Raw genomic sequence first — 25,909 nt, 5'->3', positions numbered from 1 at the left:
TAGGGAGATAGGGAGATAGGGAGATAGGGAGATAGGGAGATAGGGAGATAGGGAGATAGGGAGATAGGGAGATAGGGAGATAGGGAGATAGGGAGATAGGGAGATAGGGAGATAGGGAGATAGGGAGCAGGAAAAAAAAACTTATCACAATTTATTACTTTCCCGATTTAATGTTTCCGTGGCTATCGATAAAATTACTCCCAAAAAAATGCGATTATCTGAAATATATCTATGGGATTGACCATAGGTCACGCTACGCGAACGCTAACTAATATTTACGATTTTACCTGTTACCTGTTCCTTTAAAAAAAACGCGATTGACCAAAGGTCACGCTAAAAGCGATCGCATTCCATAATCCGTACATTTTTTTTCAATTACCCCTCTCGAAAAAAATCATAAAATCCCTTGACAAAACAATTTTTAATCGTTATAATTATAGTTATAAGCCTTAAAACGTTTTTTTTACTATGTCTGACAACTTTCGCCCTAATCCAGAAAACAATCCTGAGGAAATTACTCCTAGTAATACTCCTCAGGAACGGTCTCCAAAAAAATACCCCATTAAGCACATTTTGAAGGGCTCCCGCCAGGCAATAAGCAACACCATGCATACCCTTTATGCACGGGGTTACGCCCAAATTGATGAGTGGAGCCCCCTTCAGCCGACTGGCATTCCTGGCGAATTCATTACCATGATGACGAAGTATTTAACTCTGGGTTAAGGGCTTAAATTTCAGGGGGCTTTGCCCCCTGGCCAAAGCATCAGGTCTGATGTTAGCGGTCAGTGGTCAGTGGTCAGTGGTCAGCCGTTGGCTGATAGCTGAAAACTGAAAACGGATAGCTGAAAGCTGATAGCTGAAAGCTGATAGCTTACGGTCTGATCGGATTATGTTTGATTAGGTTTACAAAGTTGAGACATAAGTAAAAATTGCTAGCCGTGGAACGTATTTCTGCGGCTACTTTTTTTTGGTTAGCAGGTTGAAGGTTAGTAAGTTGAAGGTTATGATGTTGAAGGTTATTAGGTTTAAGGTTAGTACGTTGTTCGCGTAGCGTGGCCTATTGGCCAAGGTTTAAGGTTAGTACGTTGTTCGCGTAGCGTGGCCTATTGGCCAAGGTTATTAACAGGCTTAGTTCATCAACACAAAACCTCTTGAGGTGATCAACAACTGTTCTATTGTGATTAATCCTTGGTGGGCAGTGCCTCGCAACCCGATGGCAAGCACATCAATCTGTCTGATGCACTGCCCACCCTACATCTGTTCTATTGTGATTAATCCTTGGTGGGCAGTGCCTCGCAACCTGATGGTAAGCACATCAATCTGTCTGATGCAGTGCTTACCCTACATCTACTACTATTGTGATTAATCCTTGGTGGGCAGTGCCTCGCAACCTGATGGTAAGCACATCAATCTGTCTGATGCAGTGCCCACCCTACATCTACTACTATTGTGATTAATCCTTGGTGGGCAGTGCCTCGCAACCTGATGGTAAGCACATCAATCTGTCTGATGCAGTGCCCACCCTACATCTACTACTATTGTGATTAATCCTTGGTGGGCAGTGCCTCGCAACCTGATGGTAAGCACATCAATCTGTCTGATGCACTGCCCACCCTACATCTCTCCCCATCTCCCCATCTCCCCATCTCCCCATCTCCCCATCTCCCCACACTCCCTACTCCCTACTCCCTACTCCCTACTCCCTACTCCCTACTCCCTATTCCCTTAATAACCAATTCAAGTAATCACAATATCCAATTCCGAAACCCCACACTCCCGGGCTTTAACACACCGTTCAATATAAAGTTCAACCACCCGGTCTTGGTGATTACTCTCTAAAAGTTCCTCAAAAATCCGTTGCGCCTGAGCAAACTTTTTTTCTACATAATAGGCAACTGCTTCCTCAAACCGAGGAGTTGTTTTGGACTTGAAAGCAATCAAATCCTCAGGATTAGCATCATACACTTCAAAGATTTCCACCGGTTTACTTTTACCCTTCACCTTAACTCGCCCTAGACACCGATAATGATAACTTTCTCGATTATCCAGATCATTCAAGGTTGGTTTACTAATCAAAATCTCTGCTCCATAAATCTTGGTTAAACTTTCCAAACGGGAGGCCAAATTTACAGTATCAGCAATCACGGTTGTATCCATCCGTTGAGATTCCCCCACTGTTCCTAAAATTAAACTCCCCTTGTGCAAACCAATACCACTCGCAATCGGTTCATAACCACTATTGTTCCGATGGGAGTTATAACTATAAACTTGCTTTTGCATCTCAATGGCTGCCTTTAGGGCATGATCAGCCTTTTCGGGAAACAACGCCATCACCGCATCACCAATATATTTATCAATGAAGCCGTTATAATTACGAATCACTGGGCTGACTCGACTTAAATAGTCATTGATAAAATTAAAATTGTCTTGCGGTGACATCTTCTCTGATAAACTAGTAAAGGAGCGAATATCAGAAAAAAGTACTGTCATCTCTTTTTGGACATTGTCCCCTAATTGGACATCAATAATACTGTCCCTTTCTAAAAATTGCAGAAACTCCCGAGGCACAAAGCGTCCATAAGCTACATTAATTTTGGCTAACTGAAGATGGGTCTTAATTCGTGCTAGCAATTCATTTTTGGATATGGGCTTAGTTAAATAATCATTCGCTCCTGCTGCAAATCCTGCTACCAAATCTGAGATCTGATTTTTAGCGGTTAACAAGACTACGGGTAGTTCATTCGGTAGATATTTCTCACGGATTTTTTTACAGAACTCATAGCCGGTCATTTTCGGCATCATAATATCCAGTAAAATCAAGTCTGGTTTGTATCCTTGGGTAATTTTTGTGAATGCATCTTCGCCATTAACTGCTTTAGTAATCTTATAGTTTTGCAGATAAAGATGGTTGACCAAAACCTGAAGATTTACTGGTTCATCATCTACAATCAAGATTTTCAAGGCTTTCATAGTTGGTGGTGATAAGTTCTGATCAGACATCAGGTGATCAGACATCAGGTGATCAGATATCAGGTGATCAGATATCAGGTGATCAGACATCAGGTGATCAGATATCAGGTGATCAGATATCAGGTGATCAGACATCAGGTAATCAGATATCAGGTGATCAGATATCAAGTGTTCAGAGTCACTTGCCATCGCCAAATAATTCTGAACCTGGGAAACTTCCTCTCGCTGTTTCCTCTCTACTTTACCCTTTGATATCGGTAGAGTGAAACTAAACCGTGAGCCAAGGTTTGGCGTAGACTCCACATCAATATTTCCGCCGTGGAGCTGCACCAGTTTTTTAGTAACAGCTAAACCTAACCCCACTCCTCCATATTTCCTATTAATGGAGCCATTCCCTTGTTCAAAAGCTTCAAAAATTCGGTCTACTTTATCAGGTGGGATACCAATCCCTGTATCATAAACGGTAATTTTAAGATAAGAATTGACCACCTCTGCTGATACTTTAATGGTACCACGTTCAGTAAATTTAACGGCATTACCCACCAAATTATAGAGAATCTGTTGGAGTCGGTTTTCATCAGCATCCACAGGGGGACTCGATGAGGAAACTTGATTAATCAGTTGTAGGTTTTTATTACCCACAAGGGGACGGGATAGCAATAAAACAACTTCTGTGATTTCTCGCATCCCCACTGGCTTGATTCTCAGGTTGATTTGTTTATGCTTGAGGGCAGAAAAATCCAGTAAATCGTTAACAAGCTGAGTTAACCGTTTGCCACTAGAGACAATCAGAGAAAGATTAGATGCTGTTGACTGGGATAACTCACCTGTTGCTCCATCAATCAGAGATTCAGCGATGCCGATAATGCCATTCAGAGGTGTTTTCAGTTCATGAGATGTATTAGCTAAGAATTCATTTTTGAGCTGATCCATTTCCTGAAGAGCAGCATTCTTGGTTTCTAGTTTCTGGTTATATTCCTTTAGCAGTCGCCTGGTTTCAGCAAATCGTCGTTCTAAAATTAATCCTAAGGATAGGATAAAAAGCAACATTCCCCAAGGATAGAATCGCTGATACCAATTTTCCGGTTCAAAGCGATAAACTAAAATATCATGCATTGCTGTTATAGCCAGGATAGATAATCCTAAACTAAATATTTTCGCATAATAGTTTCTCTTATTAATAGCTATAGGAATAGCATGGATCAATAAAATTATTGTACTAGCCAGGAGCAGGTAGTGATCAATATATATCTCATACAACCAGGAACTGTTGTAGATAAAAATTAATCCTAAAGAAATTACGGAATAAATTAGGTGAATTTGCCATAACCGCTGGATGATGGAAAAATACCCTGAACCAAATATTTGTTCAAAACCAATCAGGCTCAGAATAGGAAGAAAACAAAAAGCCGTATATCGACTATACTCCCAATTCATTGAATCCTTAAATAATAAGGGAACAATGGTTGATTGGCTAAGGTTGTAAATGCCACCAGCTATGGCTAATAATGCAAAGGCTAGAATCAATCGTTTATCTTGAGACCGGAATAGACAGGTTAAACTAAACCACAGCCCAATTAAAATAAAAATGCAGCCTAAAATAGTGCTTATTTCGTCTTTGAATAAACACCGAATTACGTTAAATTTAGAACCAATAACTATCCGGTCGAAAAAACCGATGTAAATAGACTGCTCACCACCGACATAAACATTAATGAACAATGATTTGCCGGAAAAATTTGAATCAAGAGGAACAATTGGCCATTGATACCCTTCACCATGACCTGGAGGCAATGAGTTAGGGGATAATCGGGTATAAATCAGTTGCTCATCTAAATAAGCTTCTAGTATATTCGGAACTGCTCCGAGATAAAGAGTGGGAGATTGCAATTTACCCTCTGGTAACCTAACCCCTAACCAAACATTGTTTTGCTGTTGATCTTGCTGTGACTTCCATAGTCTTTCTGGAAACGTAAATTCTTTCCAGCAAGGGTCGCCGTTGGAAATCTCGAGCTTAGGACAAAGCTTGGCATTATGGAGGTTATTGATAGAAACATCACCCCAGAGATAGTGCCATCCTTGGGTAATCTCCAATCGCGGCAAGGTTTTAGTTGCCTGAGATTGTGCTTGACTAGGTGCTATGGTTAATAGGCTAATCAGTACTGATATCAAAAAAGCACCCAAACACAAGGGGATTTGGGCACGTTTCCAACTAAACATACGTTTCACTGGTATCTCCTGGAGGGGCTATGGGTCACACCCCCCTCTACTAGTTTAAGTTGGATTTTGGAGCTTGGAAACTGTTTGTTAAACTTTGCTTAGCTCCTGGCATCGGTTAAGTTAGGCAACGAGACTGTAGGAGCTATCTCCGGTAACCCACCAATAGTCAGGGACTAATCAGTGTTTTAATATCTACTTTCTGAACAGTCTCTGATTATTCGGCGTTGCTTAATAATGGAATGATTTTAAGACTTTTGTGGAACGGGCATCTTGGTGGAACGGGCATCTTGGTGGAACGGGCATCTTGGTGGAACTGGCATCTTGCCAGTTTCAATATATTCCCAGGCGGGCAGGATGCCCACTCTACTCCTATTCAAAAGAAGATTCACCAACGCCGATTGTTCAATGTTCAAATACATCTCGATAGTGCAACAAATCGAGAGATACCATAGTCGGTAACGCCTCAAAGCACTGTTGAGCTAATTCCCACCGGTCTTCCCGTTCCAGCATATTGATCAGTTTTTGCCGCACATTTAACAAGTAGCGTACATCATTAGCAGCGTATTCCAACTGCTCATCGGAGAGGTTAGCGACATTACCCCAGTCAGAACTCTGAGCACTTTTATCCAAATCTATCCGTTCTAGCTCTTTGACCAATTCTTTGAGACCATGGCTACTAGTATAGGTGCGGGCTAACTTACTAGCAATCTTGGTGCAGAATACAGGATTGACTTCAATACCGAGATTTTGCATGAGCATAGCGACATCAAACCGAGCAAAGTGAAACACTTTGAGCACATTAGTCGCTTCTAACAACTGTTTTAATCGGGGTGCTTCTGTTTGTCCTTTGTCAATGCGGACAAAGGTGACTCGTCCTTGTGGATCACACAGCTGTACAAGACATAAGCGATCGCGTTGGTAAATCAGTCCCATGGTTTCCGTATCCACGGCGAGGGAATCTGCCCTTAGATACTCTTGGCATATAGATTCGGGTAAATCGCGATCGCAAACTTGAAAATCCTTCAATTCTTCAATTACAGTTGTGTTGGTCATTGGTTCAAAGGTTATAGGTTGTAGGTTCTAGAAGTTTGTTGGATGGGATAATGTTTGATGCGATAGTATTGATGCGATAGTATTGTTAGGGATAACTCCCAGGATTTGGTTGATTCGATGCTCCTATGGGGTACCGTTTCTGTTCCCATGATCAGAAGGTCTACGGCATAGTTATTCGTTAAGATGACAGTAACCACTGAGACTAACCACTACCGGTAGTGTTAGTTAGTAGTGTCAGTTAGTAGTGTCAGTTAGTAGTGTCAGTTAGTAGTTTTATTTATCGCTGTAAAGCGATGTTATAGCACCATAACTAGCAAATAAATCACAGTGGTTACTAGAGTTAACCACCCTTGATAAAAACTTGGGTTAATTCCACAGCAAAGATCAGCATTCCCAAACTAATCTTGACCAATGGTGTTGGCATGAGCAGGCTGGCTAAAAGCTGGGCTCTAATTTCTAGGAATTACTGTATCGTAGTTTACAATTTACCCTTGACAGTCCACATTTCCTATGTATTTTTTATTTTCTTAATCTTTCGAGGTCTGAGCTGACATAAATTTAGCAACAGTTTGCACATCCTTATCACCCCGACCGGAACAGTTAATCACGATCTGGGGATTACCACTGAGTTGGGGACACAGAGTTTCGAGATATGCGATCGCATGAGATGTTTCCAGTGCCGGTATAATTCCCTCCAGCTGAGACAAGCGTTGAAACGCAGCCACCGCTTCTTTGTCTGTAACACTATAATACTCTGCCCGACTGCTATCCTTCAAATAGCTATGCTCTGGACCAACACCAGGATAGTCCAATCCAGCACTAATCGAGTGAGCTTCGAGCACCTGACCATCCTGATCTTGGAGCAAATAACTCATTGCCCCGTGCAACACTCCTGGTCGTCCCTTAGTTAGAGTAGCCGCATGTTTAGCAGAATCTACACCAGCGCCTGCTGCTTCTACTCCAATCAGCCGCACAGAGGGTTCATTAACAAACTCATGGAACAGGCCCATGGCATTGGAGCCACCTCCGACACAAGCTAACAAAATATCCGGCAAACCGCCCCACTTTTCCAAGCATTGAGCGCGAGTTTCCTGGCCAATCACAGCATGGAAATCCCGTACCATTTTTGGGTAAGGATGAGGACCTGCCACTGACCCAAGGATATAGTGAGTAGTTTCCACATTTGTCACCCAATCTCGAATCGCTTCCGAGGTAGCATCCTTGAGAGTACCAGTCCCAGCCGATACCGGTTGCACCGTTGCTCCCAGTAGCCGCATCCGAAATACATTCAGGGATTGCCGTTCCATGTCCTGAACGCCCATATAAATGACGCATTCGAGACCAAATCGAGCACATACTGTTGCGGTAGCCACACCATGCTGACCCGCTCCCGTTTCAGCAATGATGCGCCGCTTACCCATGCGCTGGGCTAGCAATACCTGAGCCAGAGCATTATTAATCTTGTGAGCACCGGTGTGATTTAAATCTTCCCGTTTTAAATAAATCCGTGGTCCACTACCATCAGATTTGGTATAGTAGTTACTCAGACGTTCAGCAAAATACAGAGGACTAGGACGTCCCACATAGTCTCGCAGCAGTTGTTGTAGTTCCTGTTGGAAATCCGGGTCATTACGGTATTGCTCAAAAGACTGCTCTAGTTCACTTAGAGCAGGCATCAAGGTTTCTGGAACATACTTGCCACCAAATTTACCAAAACGTCCCAAAGCGTCCGGTTGTTGGGTCGCTTGGTCCCTCTGGTCGCCGATACTAAGGGGTAGGGGGGTTTTAGTCACAGCGGTGTCAAACAATTATAGAACGAACATCTCGAATATATATTATAAAACCCAAAATGCTTTACCACCAGTCTTCTAGCATTTTGTATCAACACTAACAATTATTTTCGAGCTAATGTAGAAAAGTAATGACCATAATGACCAAGCCGGTGCCTTAGCAGCTTACCATGAATGAACCAACTGATCAACAAATTAACAATCACTCCAATTCCGTAGAGGCAGATGTTCAACCAAAGGTCAGTGTCGAAGAATTCAGTATTAGTGGTAATGACCTGATTGACAAAGTTAAAGACCTAATTAATCAGGGGAATATTCGCCGAATTATGATCAAAAATGAGCAGGATCGGATTTTGTTGGAGATTCCGCTAACTTTTGGCGTATTAGGAGGATTTACTGCTATTTTCTTGGCTCCTTGGTTAGTCGCCCTGGGAGCGATCGGGGCATTGGCGGCTCGATTGAAAGTAGTAGTGGAACGAAAGGAATAGCAGTCTAGATATCTACGAGATCTACCCTAACCCCGAAACAGGTATGGGACATCCTAGAGAAAGATTGCCCGCGATCGCTAAAAATATCTTAAGATATACTTAAGATATACCTTGAGCGGTCAACTTTGAGTGATCAGCTTTGAGTGATCAGCTTTGAGTGATCAGCTTTGAGTGATCAGCTTTGAGTGATCAGCTTTGAGTGATCAGCTTTGAGTGATCAGCTTTGAGTGATCAGCAGTCAGCCAAAAGCCTATAAGTCACCCTGGACAACTAAACTAATTATGCCAGTGTGACTTACATAATCATGGGTTTCTTGCTCTGTAGCTGGGCGGTTAAGAGAGCCCCTGAGGTGCTGAACTGGTGGCTTTAAAAAATAAAATTAGTTAAACCAACTTAATTAAATAAACCTGAGCAAAACTGCCTAATCCTAGCATCAAGCCGACTCTCAAAGCTATCAGTTCCGAAAACTATCAGTAAGTAATGATTCAATAATCTCCGGGACTGGATGAGTGATTGGTATCACTGGGTTTGACCAGGGGCTGGTAAAGGACAGCAATTGACATCATTCAAGCAAACTTTGCCCCACTTTAAGGCCCAACGAACCAAACCAACCCGGTTATCAGTGCAGGTTTTGGTCAGAATGTTACTGATATGATTATCAACAGTGCGCTTACTGATTGCCAGCTCCTGGGCGATCTCGAGATTGGTTAAACCAGCCGCTACATGTTCGATGATTTGCAATTCGCGGTAAGACAGAGTTGCGGGATTCTGGGATTTACCACTAGCCATAAGTAATTTTTCTCTAGTAGATATACCTATCTTATCTAATTTTACCGCCAATGGTGACCCGCTTCACTTAATTTGCCATGGGGAAATTAAGTGATTATCAGTAAACAGGACAAGGAGGAGTTGGGGAAAGGGGAGTAGGAGGAGTGTGGGAAGTGTGGGAAGTGTGGGAGGAGTGTGGGAAGTGTGGGAAGTGTGGGGAGTCAGATGAGCAACTGGCGTCGAAACTTCTGAAATTAACATCAATGGAGAGCAACTAATGGAAGGTCTGAGTGATTTTATTAACCAGAGAATGGAAGAGTGGAAAGTCCCAGGGCTGGCAGTCGCTATTGTTCACGATAGCCAGATCATCTTTTGTGAGGGCTTTGGTTTTAGGGATGTAGAAAAAGGCTTAAAAGTAACCTCTAAAACCCTCTTTGCGATTGGGTCTTGCACTAAAGCGTTTACCACAATGGCTATGGGCATCTTGGCTCAGCGAGGAAAATTAAATTGGGATAAACCAGTTAGACATTATCTGCCCACATTTAAACTATACGATTCCTATGCTAGTGAACACATGACTCTCCGTGACCTAGTCACTCATCGTTCTGGCTTACCCGGTCACGATGCTATCTGGTATAACAGTCCTTTCACTCGTAAAGAAATAGTTGAGCGCTTACAGTATCTCGAACCTAATCATGAATTGCGGAGTGTCTATCAGTATCAAAATTTGATGTACATTACGGCTGGCTACTTAGTCGGTCAAATTGCCGAGAGCAGCTGGGAAGAATTTGTTCAGCAGGAAATTTTTAATCCCTTGTCGATGGTAGACAGCAATTTTTCCGTTGTCAAATCCCAGGAGACTGACGATTTTTCCCTTCCTTATCGAGAGAAAGATGACGTAGTTAAAGCCATCCCATTTCGCAATATCGACACTATTGGTCCTGCTGGCTCTATTAATTCCAATGTTACTGATATGGCGAAGTGGCTTCTACTCCATCAAAACCAGGGAAACTATGAGAATAAGCAGATTATCAACCCTGATATTCTGACTGAGATGTATACGCCACAAATCGTGAGGCCGTCATCCCTTGGGTATCCGGAATTCTGGCATTCCTCTTATGGATTAGGATGGAACCTCACTGCCTACCGAGGTCATAATCACGTTCAGCATAGCGGTGGTATTGACGGATTTTTTGCCCTGACAACGTTGATGCCTCAAGATAAAATTGGTGTGGTAGTTCTCACCAATCTCCAAGGAACCGAATTGCGAAGTATTATAACTTATCACATTTGCGATCGCTTGCTCGGTCTCGACGAAGTTCCTTGGAATGAAAGGATTAAGAGTAAGCTTGAGGAAGCTAAACAAGCTGCTGAACAAGGCAAACAGAACACCAAACCACAGCCTAAAACTGGCACTCAACCATCACATCCCCTAGAAGATTACACAGGAGATTTTGAGCATCCCGGATACGGAATACTTTCCATTGCGCTCAAAGACCAGCAGTTAACGGCAACTTATAATTCCATCGTTGAAGAACTAAAGCACTACCACTATGATAGTTTTGAATTACTATCAGAATCCTCTGATAATTTTCAACTATTATCATTCTTTAATGACCCCAAAGGAAATATTCAGAGACTGTCCATACCTCTAGAACCGACGGTGAAGGATATTGTATTTGAACGAATCCCTGACCAAAGCATTTTAACCACTAGTTTTATGGAAAAATTTGTGGGTTAATATGAGTTTTCTGGTCAATCCATAACTATCTTGATCAAAGATAATAAACTATTTGTGTCATTAGCTAGTCAGCAAGAGATAGAGTTAGTTCGTTACCAAGGAACCGAGTTTTATTTTAAGGATTTACCAGGATATAGTATTAACTTCACTACCGATAATGCAGGGGTTGTGACTCAAGCAGTGATTACTCAACCCAATGGGGTATTCACGGCTAATAAAAAAGTGTCTACCTAAGCTATAGCAAAGGGAGTAGGGAGTAGGGAGTAGGGAGTAGGGAGTAGGGAGTAGGGAGTAGGGAGTAGGGAGTAGGGAGTAGGGAGTAGGTAGAATGAAATTGTCTGTACCTCATAAGTACCAGAAATGGTATATATGTATAATAAACCTCTTACAAAATTAGTTTTCTGATCGTGTTTCCGTCAATTCTTGTCCACTGTTCCCTGTTCCCTGTTCCCTGTTCCCTGTTCCCTATTCCCGACTTCTGCAAGAAGTCTAATGACTAATTTCTTGAATTCAAACCTTCCATCTACTCAACCCCTACCTAAGGTAATTGCTAATCACATTGCTACAGCACCTAACCAGCGAATTACCTTTGCCCAGTACATGGACTTAGCACTATACCATCCACAGCTAGGTTACTACGCCAGTGGTGCAGTTAACATTGGTTCATCAGGAGACTTTTTCACCTCACCCCACCTAGGAAAAGACTTCGGGGAGTTACTTGCTGAACAGTTTGCCCAAATGTGGGATATCCTCGGACAACCTAATCCCTTTACTCTGATGGAAATGGGAGCAGGACAGGGACTCCTAGCCGCAGATGTTCTAGTTTACTTGCACCAGCACTACCCAGATTGCTATGGTGCCGTAAATTACATCATTGTGGAAAAGGCAACAGCAATGATTGCTCAACAGAAGCAGCTGTTGTTGAAACTAAACCTACCCAGACTCGACCATCACCAGCACTCGTTACCTGTGCGGTGGTGTTCTTGGGAAGAAATAGAAGACAATTCCCTGACTGGTTGCTGTTTTTCTAACGAATTGGTTGATGCGTTACCGGTACATCAAGTTGTGCTGCAAGCAGGAGATCTCAAAGAAATCTATATCGCAACTGTTGAGCAGGATGGCGATGACATTAAGTTTGTAGAAGTTTTAGATACCCCTTCTACACCGCAACTGAGAGAGTATTTTGATTTGGTAGGTATTAATTTGTTCTCTGGTTCCTATCCAGAGGGTTATCGCTCTGAGGTGAATCTCGCCGCACTGGATTGGATTAAAACGGTTGCGAAATGGTTAAACAAGGGCTTTTTCCTAACCATTGATTATGGCTATCCAGCCCAAAAGTATTATTTGCCAGCCCGTGATCAGGGAACATTACAGTGTTATTATCGCCACCGGCACCATAATAACCCCTATAGTTATATCGGCGAACAAGACATTACTGCTCATGTGGATTTTACTGCCTTAGAGCGACAAGGAGACTTATGTGGTTTGGGTAAGGTAGGTTTCACCAAGCAAGGGTTGTTTCTAATGGCATTGGGATTAGGCGATCGCATAGCTGCCCTTTCTGATCCTAGAGAAAGGGGAAATGCGAAAGCAACAGCACAGGATGTGATCAAAATTATGCAGCGTCGCCAACGGTTACACCAGTTGATCGATCCCACCGGATTGGGTGGCTTTGGGGTTTTAATTCAAAGTAAGGGGTTAACCCCATCAGCAGAAGGGGTGGCGCTTAAGGGGTTGACCGTACCACCGATCAGCTAATAGGGCTGGGCGCGGGGAATAGGGAAAGAGAGGAGAGTGTGGGGAGATGGGGAGATGGGGAGATGGGGAAATGGGGAGATGGGGAGATGGGGAAATGGGGAGATGGGGAGATTTTTATTAAGGGTAATTATCGGTTCTTGTAGTAATAAGGTAAACAATATTTTTTCCCAATTCCCTACTCCCTACTCCCTACTCCCTACTCCCTACTCCCTACTCCCTACTCCCTACTCCCTACTCCCTACTCCCTAAAATTCAAAATCCTATTTATCACAAAAAATTCACACTTGTTTTAGATAGTGTATTTGTTGAATCTTGGCTAGAGGCGATTCATGCACCAATCGCCTCGTTCCTTATATTTAGGCTAATTTTCAGTAAACTCATTCCACCGAGTAATCAGATTAGAAAATTTTTTCTGGATGAATAAACTGGTAACCTGCATCAATTATTTTTTTATTTGACACTCGGGCATTGTAAGGTCGGGCTTTAGTAACGGATGAATCCCAGGATACGGGGGGTAAGTTGTGCTGTTTAAATACTTTTTCAAGCAAGTCTTGATAAGTCAGTATTTGGTCATCTACTAGGTTATAAATCCCTTGAAGTTGGTGAGAACGGACAAATTCTATTGCACCAACTATGTCATCTAGATGAATCCAATTGGTGACTTCTTGACCCGAACCCTCACGAGTAGTACCTGCGAATCGACCAAATATTTTGAGTAGTTCCCGCTTCGGACCATAAATTCCTCCCAGACGCAGGATACAAACCTTCAGATTAGGATTGGATGCTGATAGTAATACCTGCTCAGTTTCTGCCAGAATTTCATAATTGGGACTAGGGGGAGCAATCGGTGATGTTTCGTCTACCCAGCCTCCCTGTCGATCACCGTAGACAGCATAGCTTCCCGTGTAAATTAGCTGTCGTACCGTAGGAGTGGTTTTGAGCACAGAAACTAAGGTTTGGGCTGTGTCTAAGTAGGCTTCTTGATAGACCTTGCCATTGGCAGCACCCACAGACAAAAGAATAATCTCCTGGTTTTTCACTACCGATTCGAGACCAATAGGGTCGTTTCCGTTAACCACAACGACTCGGTCAGCAATTGTTTCTAGTTCTGGGACACGCTCAGGGGTAGTAGTGGTTACTGTAGTTGATAACCCTAACTCTTGATGCCAAAGGTGAGCAACTGCACTACCAACGTATCCACAACCAATGATTGCTACATTCATCGCTCGTATGTTTTAAAATTCGATTATTATAAAAAATCTTACCTTCGCGCAAGCTTTACCCGGGTGTATCTCAATGCATGAAATTAGGCAAAAATTCCGGCGAAAATTCCCGCGCCCGGGCCCCACACTCCCCGCGCCCGGGCCCCACACTCCCCGCGCCCGGGCCCCACACTCCCCACACTCCGCACACTCGCGATCTTTTTTACAAATATGAGATGCACCCTACCCCTTGGGTCTTTCCTTGAAAACCCCGTCTTTTTCAAGGGGGGATGAAACGTGAGCGTGTGGGGCGGTTTTAACCGCCGTGGATAGTTTTCTTGACATCTGGGACTAATTGCGTTAAAATAATCCTGGATTACAGTAAAGTTTTAACAAGAGTAGGAAAGAAAAATTTAGCAAGTAACAAAAGTTAAAAAAAAAATAAGTTAATAAACTAATAAAGTAATAAACCAACAAATTAAACCAATAATTTCAAACAATAATTTAAAAATAAGTTAAAAAAAACAATAAGTTATTGCCCAAATCCTTCGTCCGTAGAGTAAAGTAAAAAGTATCGCCAGAGATAGGGTACTACGTAATCCTTGCCTAACAATTTGGTCACCTAGGTCGGCTTAGAAGCAAATAACTAGTTAGCTATCAAAAGCCGTTTTGAGAAACAAGTTACAGCAGGGAATGCGGAAAACTGGGTCAATAAGACCTAAAACCCTTCGGTAGATTTGCCCTCTAGCTTGGTTGGTATAAACCCGTCAGGTTATGGCGAGTCTATCAACCTAGAATCTCCGTCCGTTTAGAGCGGAAAATGTCAAGATAGAAAAGTTTAGCTATCAGCAAGCCCCAGGTCTATATGGCTCGCTACAATCGTTCCATTAAAATCACTATTTCCCTTGATCGTCTTCTACCGTTACTGATTGAGGTTCTAAAATCCTGCCATTTTGAGATTCTCTACGAGAGTGATGACTATATAATGGCAAGAGAGAGTCCGGATAATATATCCTTTACCAAGCTGGTTACAGTGGACGTATTGATTGACAAATCGAAAGCCACTGAGCAACAAGTGCCCATAAATTTTGTGGTCAAAAATGAAGAGTTACCTCTACAGGTTAATAACCATTGTCGGCAAATGTTTGAGCTACTTCAAGAGGCAGTTAATAACAATCCCGATTGGCAAATTGTGGAGGAGCTAGCTAGTTAACAAGTAAGCAATCAGCAATCAGCAATTAGCAATCAGCAATTAGCAATCAGCAATCAGCAATCAGCAATCAGCAATCAGCAATCAGCTATCAGCTATCAGCAATCAGCTATCAGCTATTGAATAGCTTTTGAATAAAAGAGGTTTATTTTAAGCACCTCAAGTAGCCTGGCCATTCCCGTAGCGTGGCCAACGGCTAACCGCTCACCGCTGACCGCTGACCACCTAGCTAGTTAACAATAGTTTTAAAAACATCTTCTCCATTGTAGCTCGCTACCAGCTGCATTTTTAAAGGACCAGCTGTGTAGGCAGTTTCTTGGGCAATAGCTTTGACATTAAGGGGTTGACTATACTGCTCCAGCTGCTCAATAAAGTTGGTTAGGGTGGTCAGCCGACCATCTCCGACTTGGATATCACCCAAAATCCCAGCGCGACGAGCACGGAACTCAGAGGCGGCCAACAACTGATCGAGCCGCTTGCGAATTTGCTCATTGGTCATAGTTGAGGGATTAGTCGAGATGGTAGCAAGCACATCACCCCCCTTAAAGACAACCTGATTGAGGGCTGCATCTGCAAATACTTGTATTGGTTTTTCCCCCTCAACGTAGTTACCCGCTGAGAGAATTCGCACCACGTAGTCTCTACCATCTTTAATCTGCTGGATTAACTGATCTACTTGTGCTTGAGTAATTTGCACCAGTGGCTCTTGGGAATTACTGCTACTAGCACGGGTAATGTCTACGGCTGTCTTATTGGCTTGGCTCAACAGTTGATCAACGGCTTGATTTACAGCTGTTGGATCGACAATTCGTACTACTCCAGAGGTGAGTACCTGACCACGAAATAAAGCAACATTTCCCTGACGCAGTACTCGATAATTCTGATAGTACTGTTCTAGAATTGCTAGTTCCCGTTTTAAAAAAGCCAGTTGTTTTTCTTGTGATTCAAGTTGTTGATTACGTTCAGCAAGTTGACTCTCCTTTTGTTTAAGTTGTTGTTCAAGTTCTTTAAGTTCTTGTTCGAGTTCTTTTAGGAAAGTTTCACGCTGAGCAATGACTTGATCTCGTTCAGCAATTTTCTGGTCAAATTGTTTTATAGCTTGGTCTTTCTCAGCCAGCTCCTGCTCCCGATCCTGGATCGTTTGGTCTTGTTTGAGGATAGCTTGGTCTCGCTCTTGGATAGCTTGGTCTCGCTCCAGCATTTCCTGATCCCGTTTCTTCACCAATTCTTTTAATTGAGTGATTTGGCTTTGGAGTTGGGTAATTTGTTCATTGAGTTGATTCCGCTGTTGGATTAGCAGCTGACGTTCCCTTAGGAGTGATTTAATTTCAGTACGCAGCACCCCAACCTGAGCAGAGACGTCTTTCAGTTGATTTTGAGCCTGTTGGAAATTTCGATTGGTTTCATCCAAACGCTTCTGAACCTCTATTTGCTCTGCTCTGGCGTCCTCTAACTGCCGCTCTACTCGATCTTTCTCATCCTCTAATTGGCTGACCTCCCGGCGAGCACTTCTAAGTTTTTTGAGGATATTATCAAGCTCAAAAATCCCATCCCGTAGAGACTCACTGGTGGCAAACAAAATCCCCAAGGTCGAGGCGGAAATTAAGCCACCGGTGATAATTGTTACTACCGTGGCAGTAGTACGGGGACGTAGATTAAATAAACTCAGCCGTGCTTTTCCTACTCGTGTACCCATGCGATCGCCTAAGGTAGCGAGTAACCCCCCCAACACCAAAATTGAGGCAATCAGGATATAAGCGCTGGTCATCTAAAGCCTCACGGGACAGTGGAAACTACTATTATTTATGTTATTTATGTTATTTATGTGGTTATTTATCTGGTGAAGGAAACGCGAGGAGGCGATTTTAACTGTTGTCAAAGTACTACAATAATAGTTATACAAAAAAAAACATTCGGTTGGCTGGGACTCCCAGTAGTGGGAGCTTCCACTGAAAAGACAATCAATCGAAATTATTGATTGGCTACAGCCACGTAGTCTAGTTTTAGCCCCTACAAGCAAAGGCTTTAAGGCTAGTGAATTAAACCACATACTTAACCTCAACCCCCACCACCGTGAGAGAGTAGCGGTAATTGGCACTGCCTGATGGACTGCAAGCTTATTGGTGTTACGGCAGGTTAAGTTGATGTGATTGTTTCGAGCAATGGCTAACATTTGTTAGTTAACTCCTCCGAAGAATCTGCGCCTATGGAAGAGCGCAGAGTTTCAATACTCCATTGTTGTCTATCCAGATACAGCCTATCTCATAGGTTTAGAGAATTATGTTTTTTTATGGTAAACGCTCCAAAAGATTTATCGACTTCCAGCACCAGCAGTAGGGCGTGGGGAGTAACCCATAGACTAACAAATTATCCCTAGTTTGTACAAAGGGCGCTCTAAACAATAGACCTGGGAGTTTTGAGTTCTAAAACTAAAAAAATGTGATTTTTATTTAAAATTTTTGTTGAAAGAATTATTTCCTTGGGCTGTAACGCTTATATGCTACACTCTACAAGTCTTTGCATAAATGAAGTATACCACGCCTCACACCCTACCCGAGATAACCACACGATACCGGATACAGACCGATGATTACTCCAGATGAATGCCATACAGACGGGTAGGTGTCCCATCTGGGCATCTAGATTCCATTTGATTTTACTATAGGCTATCCACTCTCCCCTCACTCTCCAACCGATGCGTTCACCTAGCCTGACGCAGTCTCCTCCAGCCTCTTGATAAATGGATTGTTGAACACTAAGTCCAAAGTGTCCTTGGCTGTATCTTACCCAAAGCTGGTCAATGGTCAGCAGGTCAGCACAGGGAAATGTTTTGAGCGACTCTACATCTAGCCATTTTTCAGCTTCTCGACCTGCTGCTTCCAGGAGTACCCTGGCTGTCTCTAAGTCGGCTTCTTTCCACTTTCCTGCTGCTAGTACGTCTCGCAGTTTAGTGTAGTCTACTCCTTTTTCAGAACGCAGTTTGAGTTCAGGTTCATAGTGATGTCGTGTCATAGGTTTGCGCCATGGTGATGGGAGTTGATCAGCAAAGATACAGTAAAGATAAAGTTTTGGCTTGTCTGTCAGGTGTGGGGTACATCCATCAACCATAGCATTGCCCTAATAGTCAACTACCAGACACTGACCGCAAAGCCATACAGCAATAATCGAGAAATTCTAGGTATTAGGCTAATCGTATTAGGTATGAGCTACAACAGGGGCACTTGAGCACCTCCGTCCTAAGAGAGCTAGACAACTTTCAACAGAACCCTCCCTAGAGTCTAAACCCTAGAGCCTAAACCCTAAATTCTGTTCGCGAAGGGTGACCGCAGGTCAAACAGGTATCTAAGAGACAAAATATGTAACAAAATGCGTTCCCGTAGCGTGGCCTACGGCCAATCGCATCTTTACAGATGTTCCTAGTCGTGCTTCAATGTATAGCCTGTGGTTATGGATTTTAACAGGAAACCCGCAAAAAAAGGCTTAGGGGTAACACCCCTCATTCAAATTAACTACCAGTATCGGAAAATTACTGGTAGTCTAATTTAATGAACATTAGACCTGCTCCCATTTAGTTGCTCCATTTCTGTTGAAGGTTGACACACAATAATCAACTGTAAAGTGTCAACATAAGGTGTCAACATAAGGTGTCAACAAAACCAAGTTTCACCGAATCGTGCAGGTAAAATGTGGCTCAAACGGGTTTTTAATGCAAATTATTACGTTGGAGCAAACCGAAAATTATGGCACCTGTATGGCCTCTACAGACGGTCGTGTTTCAAACTCTCTTCCTGCTGGTGGTAATTGCGGTGGAAGGGATAGTCCTGCAACGAGGGCTAAAACTCAACCGCAAAACCAGCATGCAGCAAGCTACATCGATTAATCTACTTTCCACTATTGTAGGTTGGTGGTGTTTTTTTGCCCTTCACGACCAACTCCCTACGGAATTTCAAGGCCAGATGATTAGTTATATCTTTTTCGATCACTTTTCAGAGGATAAGCCTGACAATTTTTATACTCTTATCGCTATGAGTGTGATCACAATTTTCTTTCTTTCCTTTATTATTAAGCTGGCAGGGCTGAGGTTACTCAAAATCTTTTTAGAACTAGCTGAAGATCAGGCAACTGCTTCCACATCAGCTTCCGACGAGGAAAAGTCATTATCCTTGAGGCGCTCTGGTAAGAGAGGATCGGGTGGGGAAAATCGAGCTATGGTCGTCCTCATTGCTAATTCCTGTAGCTATAGCGCTATTTTACTGCTTTTGTTTCTGCGTTTCCTTTATGTCAACCCCATTAGTGGATAACTAGCGTCGTGAAATTTTTCACATCCCTATTCGAATTTGTCATTGGCTTAGCGGTGGTAGACTCGCTGGTAAAGGTACTGAAACCTCCCAAGGCATTTTCCTGGCAGGCTCTAATGTGGCTAACTGTTTTTTCCTATGTAATGGCAGGGTTAGCCACGGGATTTGTACAACGGCTGATAGCAAGCTGTGGTGGTATTTTCTTTATTTTATTTGTCTACTGGGTAACGGCAGCGGCGGCTAAGCTAAGAATTGCCAAGAAGAACAAAGACGCCAAGACAGGCTTGCCCCTGGGTCCCTGGATTACTGGCGCACTAACTAGTATTTACCTATTCGGCATCAATTTAAACGTTGGAGAATACCAGCTCGTAATTGACGGTATCAGTACCTATTTATTGGGCATCGACTCAGGGGACGTATCACCCTTGACGTTCATTAGTTGGCCATTGATATCAGCCGTAATTGCGGCTTTACCTTATATTTTAGCAGTAAGATTGAAGGTAAAAAAACCGTCTCCAGCAGAACGTCAATATCTAGTTATCTTATTCGGTAGCCAGCTCCTGATTAGCTGCTGGATACAGTTTTATTTCGTGATTCAAAACTGGCTAGTGCAATATCCTAGCTTACTGAGCGATGATTTTATCCATAGTTCCTTTGTCTGGAAATTGCCCTCTGCCCAAGTCACTATGGTATCTAGAGGTGTATCGATCTTAGAGGGGATGGAAGTTCAATTGAAAGAAGAGTTGAATGAAAAATCTTGGTCAGAGGTTGAGAAATCCCTGCTTAAAGTAAATCATAAAAAGTTGCTGAAGGGAATTGAATATCAAGCCAAGCAAAGCTCACCGGTTGCTGAAGATCCTCTATGGAAAGTGACCTATAAATTTTCATCCAGGAAGTCTGGGTCTGACTATAACTTAGACTTGCAGGCCAATTGGAACGGCCCCCGTTCAAACCCTGACACCAAACCTGACTCTTATTCCTTCACCAAGTCTTGTCGCATTAAGCAGGTAGATGGGCGATCAGGGTTAGGTTCTAAACCAATTGGTAATGTGGAATGCCAAGCCTCTAGGACAGGAGAAATTGAGGTGTTCGCTGACCAAGGTAAACAGTAAAAAGTAAAATTCAAAAGACTTGCTTGGATCCAGTAAACTAGAAAATAGCAACTAGAAAATAGCAACTAGGAAATCTAGGATTTATAAATAGGACACGAACAATATTGCTGATTTTTAATAACACCAAAAAATCTTCCAATCTCTTTCCTACTGCTCCCTACTCCCTGCTCCCTGCTCCCTTTTTAATTTAATCCTATGTTCACAACTAAAATAAAAATGCTATAGCAAATACTAAATACCAATTACCAATTACCAATTATTAAATACCAAATGACCAATGACCAATGAGGAAGAACAAATTCCCATTCATGGTATCAGTGGACTGGGAAAGTGTAGCAGCACGAGGATACTATCAGCCCTCCCGTAACATCAAAGTAGCTGAATCGGGGGGAGCTTACCAATTACCGCTCTCCTTTGAGACTCACTCACCCAAGGGATGCCCTAGGATACCACCAGATATTCAGCTGCGGCAGTATCAGCGGCAAGCGGTGGCCAATTGGTTTGCCCATCGGGGACGAGGAACCCTGAAAATGGCAACGGGTAGTGGTAAAACGATTACTGCTTTAGCGATCGCAACGGAACTGTATCAAAAAATCGGCTTACAGGTGTTGCTGGTGGTTTGCCCTTACCGCCACTTGGTTACTCAGTGGGCAAGAGAATGCGAACACTTTAATCTCGAACCGATCTTAGCCTTCGAGAGTGTCTACAGTTGGCAGAGTCAACTGTCTGCCCAGCTATACAACCTCCAGGTTGGGAAACAATCGTTTATTACCTTAATCACTACCAATTCTACCCTGATTAAGGATGGTTTCCAGTCTCAGCTGAAGTATTTTCCTGAAAAAACCCTGATAGTGGGAGATGAAGCCCATAATTTGGGGACTACCCGCATCGAAAAGAGTTTACCCCGTAACATTGGACTGCGCCTTGGTCTGTCAGCTACACCGGAACGGTATTTTGATGAAGCTGGCACAGAAGCGTTGTTTGACTATTTTGGTTCAGTGTTACAACCAGAACTGACCTTAGCCGATGCGATTCACCAAGGAGCGCTAGTGCGTTACCTATACTATCCGGTGTTCGTGGAATTAACAGAGGCGGAAAATATTGCCTATGCTAGATTAACTCAACGGATTGGTTGGGCATTAGGGGAAGCAGACGATATAGAAAATGACACTACTTTAACATCGTTATTGATGCAACGAGCTCGGTTAGTTGGGGCGGCTGCTAACAAGTTAAGGGCGTTGCAGCGGTTAATGGCTAAGCGTCTGAACACCTACCATACCTTGTTTTATTGTGGGGATGGTTCCGTAGATGGGCAAGTGAGTAATGAAAGCAACCGTCAGTTAGCAGCAGTAACCCAGTTATTAGGTTCTCAACTGGGCTATCGGGTCAACACCTACACTGCTCAGACACCGTTGGCAGAACGGGAGGAATTACGTCGTCAATTTGAGCGGGGGGAGTTGCAGGGGTTAGTAGCAATTCGATGTTTGGATGAAGGGGTGGATATTCCATCCATTGAAACGGCGGTAATTCTAGCAAGTAGTAGCAATCCCCGCCAATTTATTCAGCGGCGGGGGCGAGTGTTGCGACCGCACCCAGGTAAGGAACGGGCAACGTTATTTGACATGATTGTATTGCCCCCAGATTTGGGACGGGAAACCTGGGAAGTGGAACGGAGTTTGTTGAAAAAGGAATTGAAGCGATTTTTGGAGTTTGCTGAGTTGGCCGATAATGCTGGGCAGGCCAGGGTAAAATTGCTGGAAATTCAGCAGCGCTATGGAGTGTCAGATTGTTAATTCCCAAGAATGCGATTTTGCTAAGAGACCGGTTGTTCTTGCCTTCCACGATTTTTGATCAAAAAAAGCGATGCAGCGCGGTCTTGGGGAGCCAGTGCGGTCTTGGGGGTTCCCCCCATGAGCAACTGGCGTGGTTTCCCCCATGACCGCGCTGCATCAAGACACGGTGGCAGTGTCACCGATTACGACAATAAACGATTGTCAATCTTCCGGTTCAAAATCTTCCTTACTCACCCCACAGGTCGGACATACCCAGTCATCTGGAATATCTTCAAAGGGTGTTCCCGGTGCAATGCCACTATCTGGATCCCCTACCTCTGGGTCATATACATAGCCGCAAACGGTACAGACATATTTCTTCATGGATATTGACCTAAATTAGTGTTCTTCTCTCATCAGTCTGATCATATCGTGTGCCGTTGTTTCGGTAGTGTTCTTTGTTATTGTTTTTTTATAAATTAATTCCATGACTCCCATGGAACTGAGCGACCAAGCAGTTCTTCCAATGCTGTAACTTCCTGTTTATAATACTTAGTAAGAGCATTTTTGATAGCTGGTGAAATCGACACTTTTTCCTGAGGCTGCACGTTAAGGCGTAAATAGATCGGATCGAGCGACCGTCGAATTTTCCTTAAAACTTTGTGAATGGGTTTGTCTTGTGTATATTGACGCATCGACTTTAAAAACTGCTCATAATTCCGGTGAAACCACCAATTTTTTACTGCCTTGCTGGGATTATATACTTTAAAGAGATAATCCCCATAGAAGCTGGGATCAATTCCTGCAAATCCACAGATTTTTTCAAGCACAGATTTGGGATTACGGGATAATTCTTCATAAAAATCTACATAAATTCTATCGGAGCCGAATAAGTCAAAGTAAGGCTTTAAGTAGAAAGAATAACGTCCTTGCTCAAGGGAACGCATATAGGTATAGGTATTTTCGTGATAAAAATTATCATTAATTAATTGCTGGTTAACATAGTTATCAAAGCTGATATCTTGAGGAATATACTCTTTCTGTTTAGCAAACTTATACCAAGAAATTAAGCGATAAACCGGTTCCCTTAGGATAAATATAAGTTTTACATTTGGTAGAGATAGTTTGATTTTATGGGGTGTCCCTGATGAGTAAAGATAGTCTGGTGTTGCCTCCATCCGAATTTTTTCGCAATGGTAACACTGAGCATAACGGAAAATATCATCATATTTTTCTAGACCATCTTCATATCGATAGTTGGAAGCTTCCGGATAATCTTTATCCAAAAAGAAGCGAATTTCTTTGAGGTTAGAGGTACAAACTTGAGGATGATCAGCTAGGTAATAAAATAGTGATGTTGTTGCCGCTTTTGTCGTGCCTCCAATAATCAAGTAAGCGTGCTGTTTAATACTTGAACTATTCATAGAGTTTATTAACCCTGATTAACTAGGATGGTTGGTGAGGACAGAAACACCCTTTTGATGGAGTAGATAGATGATAAGTATCACATAGATAAGAGCCATAACAGGCCAACTCATAGCAATACCAATCAATCCCCAAACTTGCCAAAATAACCAACTCAGAGCAACCCCTACAAATGCCATAGTCACCATACTCCAGACAACCAAACCATAAGCTCTCTGAGCATACAAGCCAGCTTCAAGCACGGGGATTAGAGAAATAAATGCCAACGACAGCCCTAACCACAAGAACACTTGAGACGTCTGCTCAATAGAGGTAGCTTCAAAAGAACCATGTCCGTATAGCAAACGAATGATTTCCCCATGGGATACCACAATGAAAAGTACTGCAGGTAAGCTTACTAATAGGGTTTTAGTCAGGTTTTTGCGCAAAGCCGATCCCAACCGGGATTTATGCCCAGCTAAGTCATGCTCTGTCATGGCAGGCAAGCTGGTGGTAGCAATACTGACACCAATAATCGTTTGAGCAGCGGAGACGATCCGAATCGCAAAGTAGAATGTGGACACCCCACCAACTGCTACTAAGGAAGGCAGCATCTGGCTCTTGACTAGATTAGATGCGAGCTTAATAACAAAACCGATAGTGGGTAAAGAACCTGCTTGCCACAGACGCAGGAGGTCATCTTTGCCAGCCCAGGCCAACCATTGATGCTGGTGTCCCGCTTTAAAAGCATCTAGAAATACCAGCACAAAGAATCCACCAAATCCCAAGGTATAAGCGTACGCTATCCACAGAGCAATACTAGACTGATGCCATGCCAACCCAATGGCAGCCACTACGAAACCTGGTGCGATCGCATTCCGCAGAGCTACCGCACTAAAGCGCCTTTGGCTGTTGAGGATTACACTAAAGACCGCAATCCCAGGAGCAAACAAAACCATTGGCGCACAGACCCGAAATAAAAACGTTGCTTGTGCTCTACCCTCTGGGGAAAATCCTGGGGCTAACCCAGTTATAATCAATGGCGCTAGAATTTCCAACAGAATAGTTAGACTAACACCGAGTACTAAAGCTAAGTTGACAATGCCACTGACCAAGCGATGATATTCCCTGAGACTCAGAGCATCTCGGCGCTCCATGAACATTGGAACCAAGCTTTGTCTGGTTCCCTCCCGGCTCACGGTATCAATTAGTCGTGGTAAGCTCAGGGCAACAATCAAGGCATCTGTGGTTTGACTAGTCCCCAGTTTCGCCGCCATCAAAATGTCTGCAACCCACGCCAGTAGCATACCCAAGAAGGTCAGAGACATCACTCGCAGCGTGGGAGATTTCCAGCCTTTGATTATACGGTTGGATAGGTTCATTGCTATTACTTACTGCATAGACCTGATTAAGGTAGCAGACTTGGAGTTTTTCCCTTTTGGTTGTCCGTGCTGGTAGTATCCAAAAATTACGAAATTGTTGGTAGATCCAAATTGTTGGTGCTTTTGAATTTACTAGTTTAAGACTCGGGTTGAAGTACCGGAGTGGAATCTTTGGGAGCGTCTGTCTTAGAACTCGGTTTTTCCCAGGCCAGGATAACCAGCCCAGTTGTAATTAACAGGCAAAGCGCCACAGCCCCCAGCATCACCGTTTTTTTGGTATTACCAACAGGTTCTTTCGGTAAGTTCGGCTCTACTAACAATTGCAGGGTTGGATAAGCAGTAGCATGATCCGATTTATTCAAGTTTAATTGAGCCGACTTCGCCGTAAATATAGCTTCAGAGATTTGCACCTCTCGCTCAAGCTCAGTCAGGGTTAACTGCTTCTCAATCAACGTCTGAAGTCTAGACTCTAGCTGAGCAATTTGTTCTGCCAAGGTGTTAACTTGACCGGTTAGTCCCTGTTGTTGAGCTCTCTGGTTAATTAACACTTGTGCCAGATTTGCTCGACCTGTCTGGGCATCTAAGCCTAAATTGAGATTATCCAAACGTTGAAGATCCATCCGCTTGCCCAATAGCTGTTGGCTACGAGCAAGTAATGCCTCAAGCGCCGCTTGCTTCTTAGCTTTGAGATTAATCACCTGAGGGCTATTTGGTGTCCATTGAGTATTGAGTATCGTTAGG

General features: G+C 43.2%; 26 protein-coding genes. 12 read left to right on the top strand and 14 right to left on the bottom strand.

Going from position 1 to position 25,909, the window contains the following annotated elements:
* The first annotated feature begins 468 nt into the window (after nucleotides 1–468).
* The 3 genes from F6K49_RS23250 (at nucleotide 469) to F6K49_RS23240 (ending at nucleotide 1,729) form a co-directional block, all read left to right on the top strand.
* Nucleotides 469–723 carry a hypothetical protein gene (locus F6K49_RS23250; RefSeq protein ID WP_293024989.1) on the top strand — a complete coding sequence of 85 codons (255 nt, stop codon included), beginning with the start codon at nucleotides 469–471 and terminating at the stop codon, nucleotides 721–723.
* Nucleotides 724–1,156: 433 nt separating this feature from the next.
* Nucleotides 1,157–1,366, top strand: a complete 210-nt coding sequence (locus tag F6K49_RS23245) for a hypothetical protein (protein WP_293024991.1) — start codon at nucleotides 1,157–1,159, stop codon at nucleotides 1,364–1,366.
* 174 nt (nucleotides 1,367–1,540) lie between these two features.
* Nucleotides 1,541–1,729, top strand: a complete 189-nt coding sequence (locus tag F6K49_RS23240; protein ID WP_293100481.1) for a hypothetical protein — start codon at nucleotides 1,541–1,543, stop codon at nucleotides 1,727–1,729.
* A gap of 8 nt (nucleotides 1,730–1,737) precedes the next feature.
* On the opposite strand, the gene F6K49_RS23235 is transcribed toward F6K49_RS23240, so the two are convergent.
* The 5 genes from F6K49_RS23235 to trpB form a co-directional block, all read right to left on the bottom strand.
* The gene (locus F6K49_RS23235; RefSeq protein ID WP_293100487.1) at nucleotides 1,738–5,190 is read right to left on the bottom strand and encodes an ATP-binding protein; all 3,453 of its coding nucleotides are present in this window, start codon (nucleotides 5,188–5,190) and stop codon (nucleotides 1,738–1,740) included.
* 245 nt (nucleotides 5,191–5,435) lie between these two features.
* Nucleotides 5,436–5,609: a hypothetical protein gene (locus tag F6K49_RS23230; protein WP_293100478.1), complete on the bottom strand. Its 174-nt coding sequence runs from the start codon at nucleotides 5,607–5,609 to the stop codon at nucleotides 5,436–5,438.
* Entirely contained in the window at nucleotides 5,593–6,243 is a 651-nt protein-coding gene (locus tag F6K49_RS23225) for a ribonuclease H-like domain-containing protein (RefSeq protein WP_293024997.1), read from the bottom strand. Before F6K49_RS23225 ends, F6K49_RS23230 begins: the two co-directional genes overlap by 17 nt.
* An 11-nt stretch (nucleotides 6,244–6,254) precedes the next feature.
* Nucleotides 6,255–6,440, bottom strand: a complete 186-nt coding sequence (locus tag F6K49_RS23220; RefSeq protein WP_293100475.1) for a hypothetical protein — start codon at nucleotides 6,438–6,440, stop codon at nucleotides 6,255–6,257.
* 330 nt (nucleotides 6,441–6,770) lie between these two features.
* Nucleotides 6,771–8,036, bottom strand: coding sequence for a tryptophan synthase subunit beta (trpB, locus tag F6K49_RS23215; RefSeq protein ID WP_293024999.1), 1,266 nt, complete (start codon nucleotides 8,034–8,036; stop codon nucleotides 6,771–6,773).
* Nucleotides 8,037–8,203: 167 nt separating this feature from the next.
* Here trpB and F6K49_RS23210 point away from each other — a divergent pair, with 167 nt between their 5' ends.
* Nucleotides 8,204–8,521: a DUF4342 domain-containing protein gene (locus F6K49_RS23210; protein WP_293045147.1), complete on the top strand. Its 318-nt coding sequence runs from the start codon at nucleotides 8,204–8,206 to the stop codon at nucleotides 8,519–8,521.
* Nucleotides 8,522–9,040: 519 nt separating this feature from the next.
* Here F6K49_RS23210 and F6K49_RS23205 read toward each other — a convergent pair.
* Nucleotides 9,041–9,310, bottom strand: coding sequence for a LuxR C-terminal-related transcriptional regulator (locus F6K49_RS23205; RefSeq protein WP_293100472.1), 270 nt, complete (start codon nucleotides 9,308–9,310; stop codon nucleotides 9,041–9,043).
* A 256-nt stretch (nucleotides 9,311–9,566) separates the two neighbouring features.
* Here F6K49_RS23205 and F6K49_RS23200 point away from each other — a divergent pair, with 256 nt between their 5' ends.
* The 4 genes from F6K49_RS23200 to F6K49_RS23185 all read left to right on the top strand — a co-directional run bounded on the left by F6K49_RS23200 (nucleotide 9,567) and on the right by F6K49_RS23185 (nucleotide 13,037).
* The gene (locus F6K49_RS23200) at nucleotides 9,567–11,030 is read left to right on the top strand and encodes a serine hydrolase (protein WP_293100469.1); all 1,464 of its coding nucleotides are present in this window, start codon (nucleotides 9,567–9,569) and stop codon (nucleotides 11,028–11,030) included.
* A 54-nt stretch (nucleotides 11,031–11,084) separates the two neighbouring features.
* A complete protein-coding gene (locus tag F6K49_RS23195) occupies nucleotides 11,085–11,264 on the top strand; it encodes a hypothetical protein (protein WP_293100465.1) in 180 nt (59 codons plus the stop codon).
* A gap of 258 nt (nucleotides 11,265–11,522) precedes the next feature.
* Nucleotides 11,523–12,788, top strand: coding sequence for a class I SAM-dependent methyltransferase (locus F6K49_RS23190; protein WP_293100484.1), 1,266 nt, complete (start codon nucleotides 11,523–11,525; stop codon nucleotides 12,786–12,788).
* A gap of 54 nt (nucleotides 12,789–12,842) precedes the next feature.
* Complete coding sequence (locus F6K49_RS23185; RefSeq protein ID WP_293025044.1) at nucleotides 12,843–13,037, top strand: hypothetical protein; 195 nt, start codon at nucleotides 12,843–12,845, stop codon at nucleotides 13,035–13,037.
* A 149-nt stretch (nucleotides 13,038–13,186) separates the two neighbouring features.
* On the opposite strand, the gene F6K49_RS23180 is transcribed toward F6K49_RS23185, so the two are convergent.
* Nucleotides 13,187–14,011: an SDR family oxidoreductase gene (locus F6K49_RS23180; protein WP_293100462.1), complete on the bottom strand. Its 825-nt coding sequence runs from the start codon at nucleotides 14,009–14,011 to the stop codon at nucleotides 13,187–13,189.
* 844 nt (nucleotides 14,012–14,855) lie between these two features.
* Here F6K49_RS23180 and F6K49_RS23175 point away from each other — a divergent pair.
* On the top strand, nucleotides 14,856–15,203 hold the full coding sequence (locus F6K49_RS23175; protein ID WP_293025011.1) for a hypothetical protein: 348 nt from the start codon (nucleotides 14,856–14,858) through the stop codon (nucleotides 15,201–15,203).
* Between the two features lie 226 nt (nucleotides 15,204–15,429).
* Here F6K49_RS23175 and F6K49_RS23170 read toward each other — a convergent pair whose 3' ends face one another.
* Together F6K49_RS23170 and F6K49_RS23165 are read right to left on the bottom strand one after the other, a co-directional pair.
* Nucleotides 15,430–16,968 carry a DUF3084 domain-containing protein gene (locus F6K49_RS23170; protein ID WP_293025013.1) on the bottom strand — a complete coding sequence of 513 codons (1,539 nt, stop codon included), beginning with the start codon at nucleotides 16,966–16,968 and terminating at the stop codon, nucleotides 15,430–15,432.
* Nucleotides 16,969–17,693: 725 nt separating this feature from the next.
* Nucleotides 17,694–18,212 carry a GUN4 domain-containing protein gene (locus F6K49_RS23165; protein WP_293100459.1) on the bottom strand — a complete coding sequence of 173 codons (519 nt, stop codon included), beginning with the start codon at nucleotides 18,210–18,212 and terminating at the stop codon, nucleotides 17,694–17,696.
* Between the two features lie 728 nt (nucleotides 18,213–18,940).
* Here F6K49_RS23165 and fraC point away from each other — a divergent pair.
* The 3 genes from fraC (at nucleotide 18,941) to F6K49_RS23150 (ending at nucleotide 22,403) form a co-directional block, all read left to right on the top strand.
* Nucleotides 18,941–19,501: a filament integrity protein FraC gene (gene fraC / locus F6K49_RS23160; protein WP_293025017.1), complete on the top strand. Its 561-nt coding sequence runs from the start codon at nucleotides 18,941–18,943 to the stop codon at nucleotides 19,499–19,501.
* An 8-nt stretch (nucleotides 19,502–19,509) separates the two neighbouring features.
* Nucleotides 19,510–20,610, top strand: coding sequence for a DUF5357 family protein (locus tag F6K49_RS23155; protein ID WP_293100456.1), 1,101 nt, complete (start codon nucleotides 19,510–19,512; stop codon nucleotides 20,608–20,610).
* 284 nt (nucleotides 20,611–20,894) lie between these two features.
* The gene (locus tag F6K49_RS23150) at nucleotides 20,895–22,403 is read left to right on the top strand and encodes a DNA phosphorothioation system restriction enzyme (protein ID WP_293100453.1); all 1,509 of its coding nucleotides are present in this window, start codon (nucleotides 20,895–20,897) and stop codon (nucleotides 22,401–22,403) included.
* A gap of 20 nt (nucleotides 22,404–22,423) precedes the next feature.
* Here the strand turns inward: F6K49_RS23150 and F6K49_RS23145 are convergent, their stop codons facing one another.
* The 5 genes from F6K49_RS23145 to F6K49_RS23125 form a co-directional block, all read right to left on the bottom strand.
* Complete coding sequence (locus F6K49_RS23145; RefSeq protein ID WP_293100450.1) at nucleotides 22,424–22,582, bottom strand: hypothetical protein; 159 nt, start codon at nucleotides 22,580–22,582, stop codon at nucleotides 22,424–22,426.
* A gap of 22 nt (nucleotides 22,583–22,604) precedes the next feature.
* Nucleotides 22,605–22,766 (bottom strand): rubredoxin, encoded by a 162-nt coding sequence (rd, locus tag F6K49_RS23140; RefSeq protein ID WP_293025023.1) that lies wholly within the window; start codon nucleotides 22,764–22,766, stop codon nucleotides 22,605–22,607.
* 95 nt (nucleotides 22,767–22,861) lie between these two features.
* On the bottom strand, nucleotides 22,862–23,806 hold the full coding sequence (locus F6K49_RS23135) for a sulfotransferase (RefSeq protein WP_293025025.1): 945 nt from the start codon (nucleotides 23,804–23,806) through the stop codon (nucleotides 22,862–22,864).
* 18 nt (nucleotides 23,807–23,824) lie between these two features.
* Complete coding sequence (locus F6K49_RS23130; protein ID WP_293025027.1) at nucleotides 23,825–25,168, bottom strand: lipid II flippase MurJ; 1,344 nt, start codon at nucleotides 25,166–25,168, stop codon at nucleotides 23,825–23,827.
* A 137-nt stretch (nucleotides 25,169–25,305) separates the two neighbouring features.
* Nucleotides 25,306–25,909 (bottom strand): hypothetical protein (locus F6K49_RS23125; RefSeq protein WP_366514218.1); only part of this gene is annotated, 604 nt, incomplete at its 5' end.

It is taken from the genome of Moorena sp. SIO3I6 (assembly GCF_010672095.1).
This window is presented reverse-complemented; position numbering and strand designations above follow the sequence as displayed.

What these genes read in the sequence shown, in the direction of transcription:
- F6K49_RS23225 (WP_293024997.1), bottom strand. Translation starts at nt 6,243, where the DNA reads ATGACCAACACAACTGTAATTGAAGAATTGAAGGATTTTCAAGTTTGC.
- F6K49_RS23165 (WP_293100459.1), bottom strand. Translation starts at nt 18,212, where the DNA reads ATGACACGACATCACTATGAACCTGAACTCAAACTGCGTTCTGAAAAA.
- F6K49_RS23135 (WP_293025025.1), bottom strand. Translation starts at nt 23,806, where the DNA reads ATGAATAGTTCAAGTATTAAACAGCACGCTTACTTGATTATTGGAGGC.
- F6K49_RS23190 (WP_293100484.1), top strand. Translation starts at nt 11,523, where the DNA reads ATGACTAATTTCTTGAATTCAAACCTTCCATCTACTCAACCCCTACCT.
- fraC (WP_293025017.1), top strand. Translation starts at nt 18,941, where the DNA reads ATGGCACCTGTATGGCCTCTACAGACGGTCGTGTTTCAAACTCTCTTC.
- F6K49_RS23210 (WP_293045147.1), top strand. Translation starts at nt 8,204, where the DNA reads ATGAATGAACCAACTGATCAACAAATTAACAATCACTCCAATTCCGTA.
- F6K49_RS23150 (WP_293100453.1), top strand. Translation starts at nt 20,895, where the DNA reads ATGAGGAAGAACAAATTCCCATTCATGGTATCAGTGGACTGGGAAAGT.
- F6K49_RS23205 (WP_293100472.1), bottom strand. Translation starts at nt 9,310, where the DNA reads ATGGCTAGTGGTAAATCCCAGAATCCCGCAACTCTGTCTTACCGCGAA.
- F6K49_RS23180 (WP_293100462.1), bottom strand. Translation starts at nt 14,011, where the DNA reads ATGAATGTAGCAATCATTGGTTGTGGATACGTTGGTAGTGCAGTTGCT.
- F6K49_RS23235 (WP_293100487.1), bottom strand. Translation starts at nt 5,190, where the DNA reads ATGTTTAGTTGGAAACGTGCCCAAATCCCCTTGTGTTTGGGTGCTTTT.
- F6K49_RS23185 (WP_293025044.1), top strand. Translation starts at nt 12,843, where the DNA reads ATGGGGAGATGGGGAAATGGGGAGATGGGGAGATGGGGAAATGGGGAG.
- F6K49_RS23130 (WP_293025027.1), bottom strand. Translation starts at nt 25,168, where the DNA reads ATGAACCTATCCAACCGTATAATCAAAGGCTGGAAATCTCCCACGCTG.
- rd (WP_293025023.1), bottom strand. Translation starts at nt 22,766, where the DNA reads ATGAAGAAATATGTCTGTACCGTTTGCGGCTATGTATATGACCCAGAG.
- F6K49_RS23175 (WP_293025011.1), top strand. Translation starts at nt 14,856, where the DNA reads ATGGCTCGCTACAATCGTTCCATTAAAATCACTATTTCCCTTGATCGT.
- F6K49_RS23230 (WP_293100478.1), bottom strand. Translation starts at nt 5,609, where the DNA reads ATGTATTTGAACATTGAACAATCGGCGTTGGTGAATCTTCTTTTGAAT.
- F6K49_RS23200 (WP_293100469.1), top strand. Translation starts at nt 9,567, where the DNA reads ATGGAAGGTCTGAGTGATTTTATTAACCAGAGAATGGAAGAGTGGAAA.
- F6K49_RS23250 (WP_293024989.1), top strand. Translation starts at nt 469, where the DNA reads ATGTCTGACAACTTTCGCCCTAATCCAGAAAACAATCCTGAGGAAATT.
- F6K49_RS23170 (WP_293025013.1), bottom strand. Translation starts at nt 16,968, where the DNA reads ATGACCAGCGCTTATATCCTGATTGCCTCAATTTTGGTGTTGGGGGGG.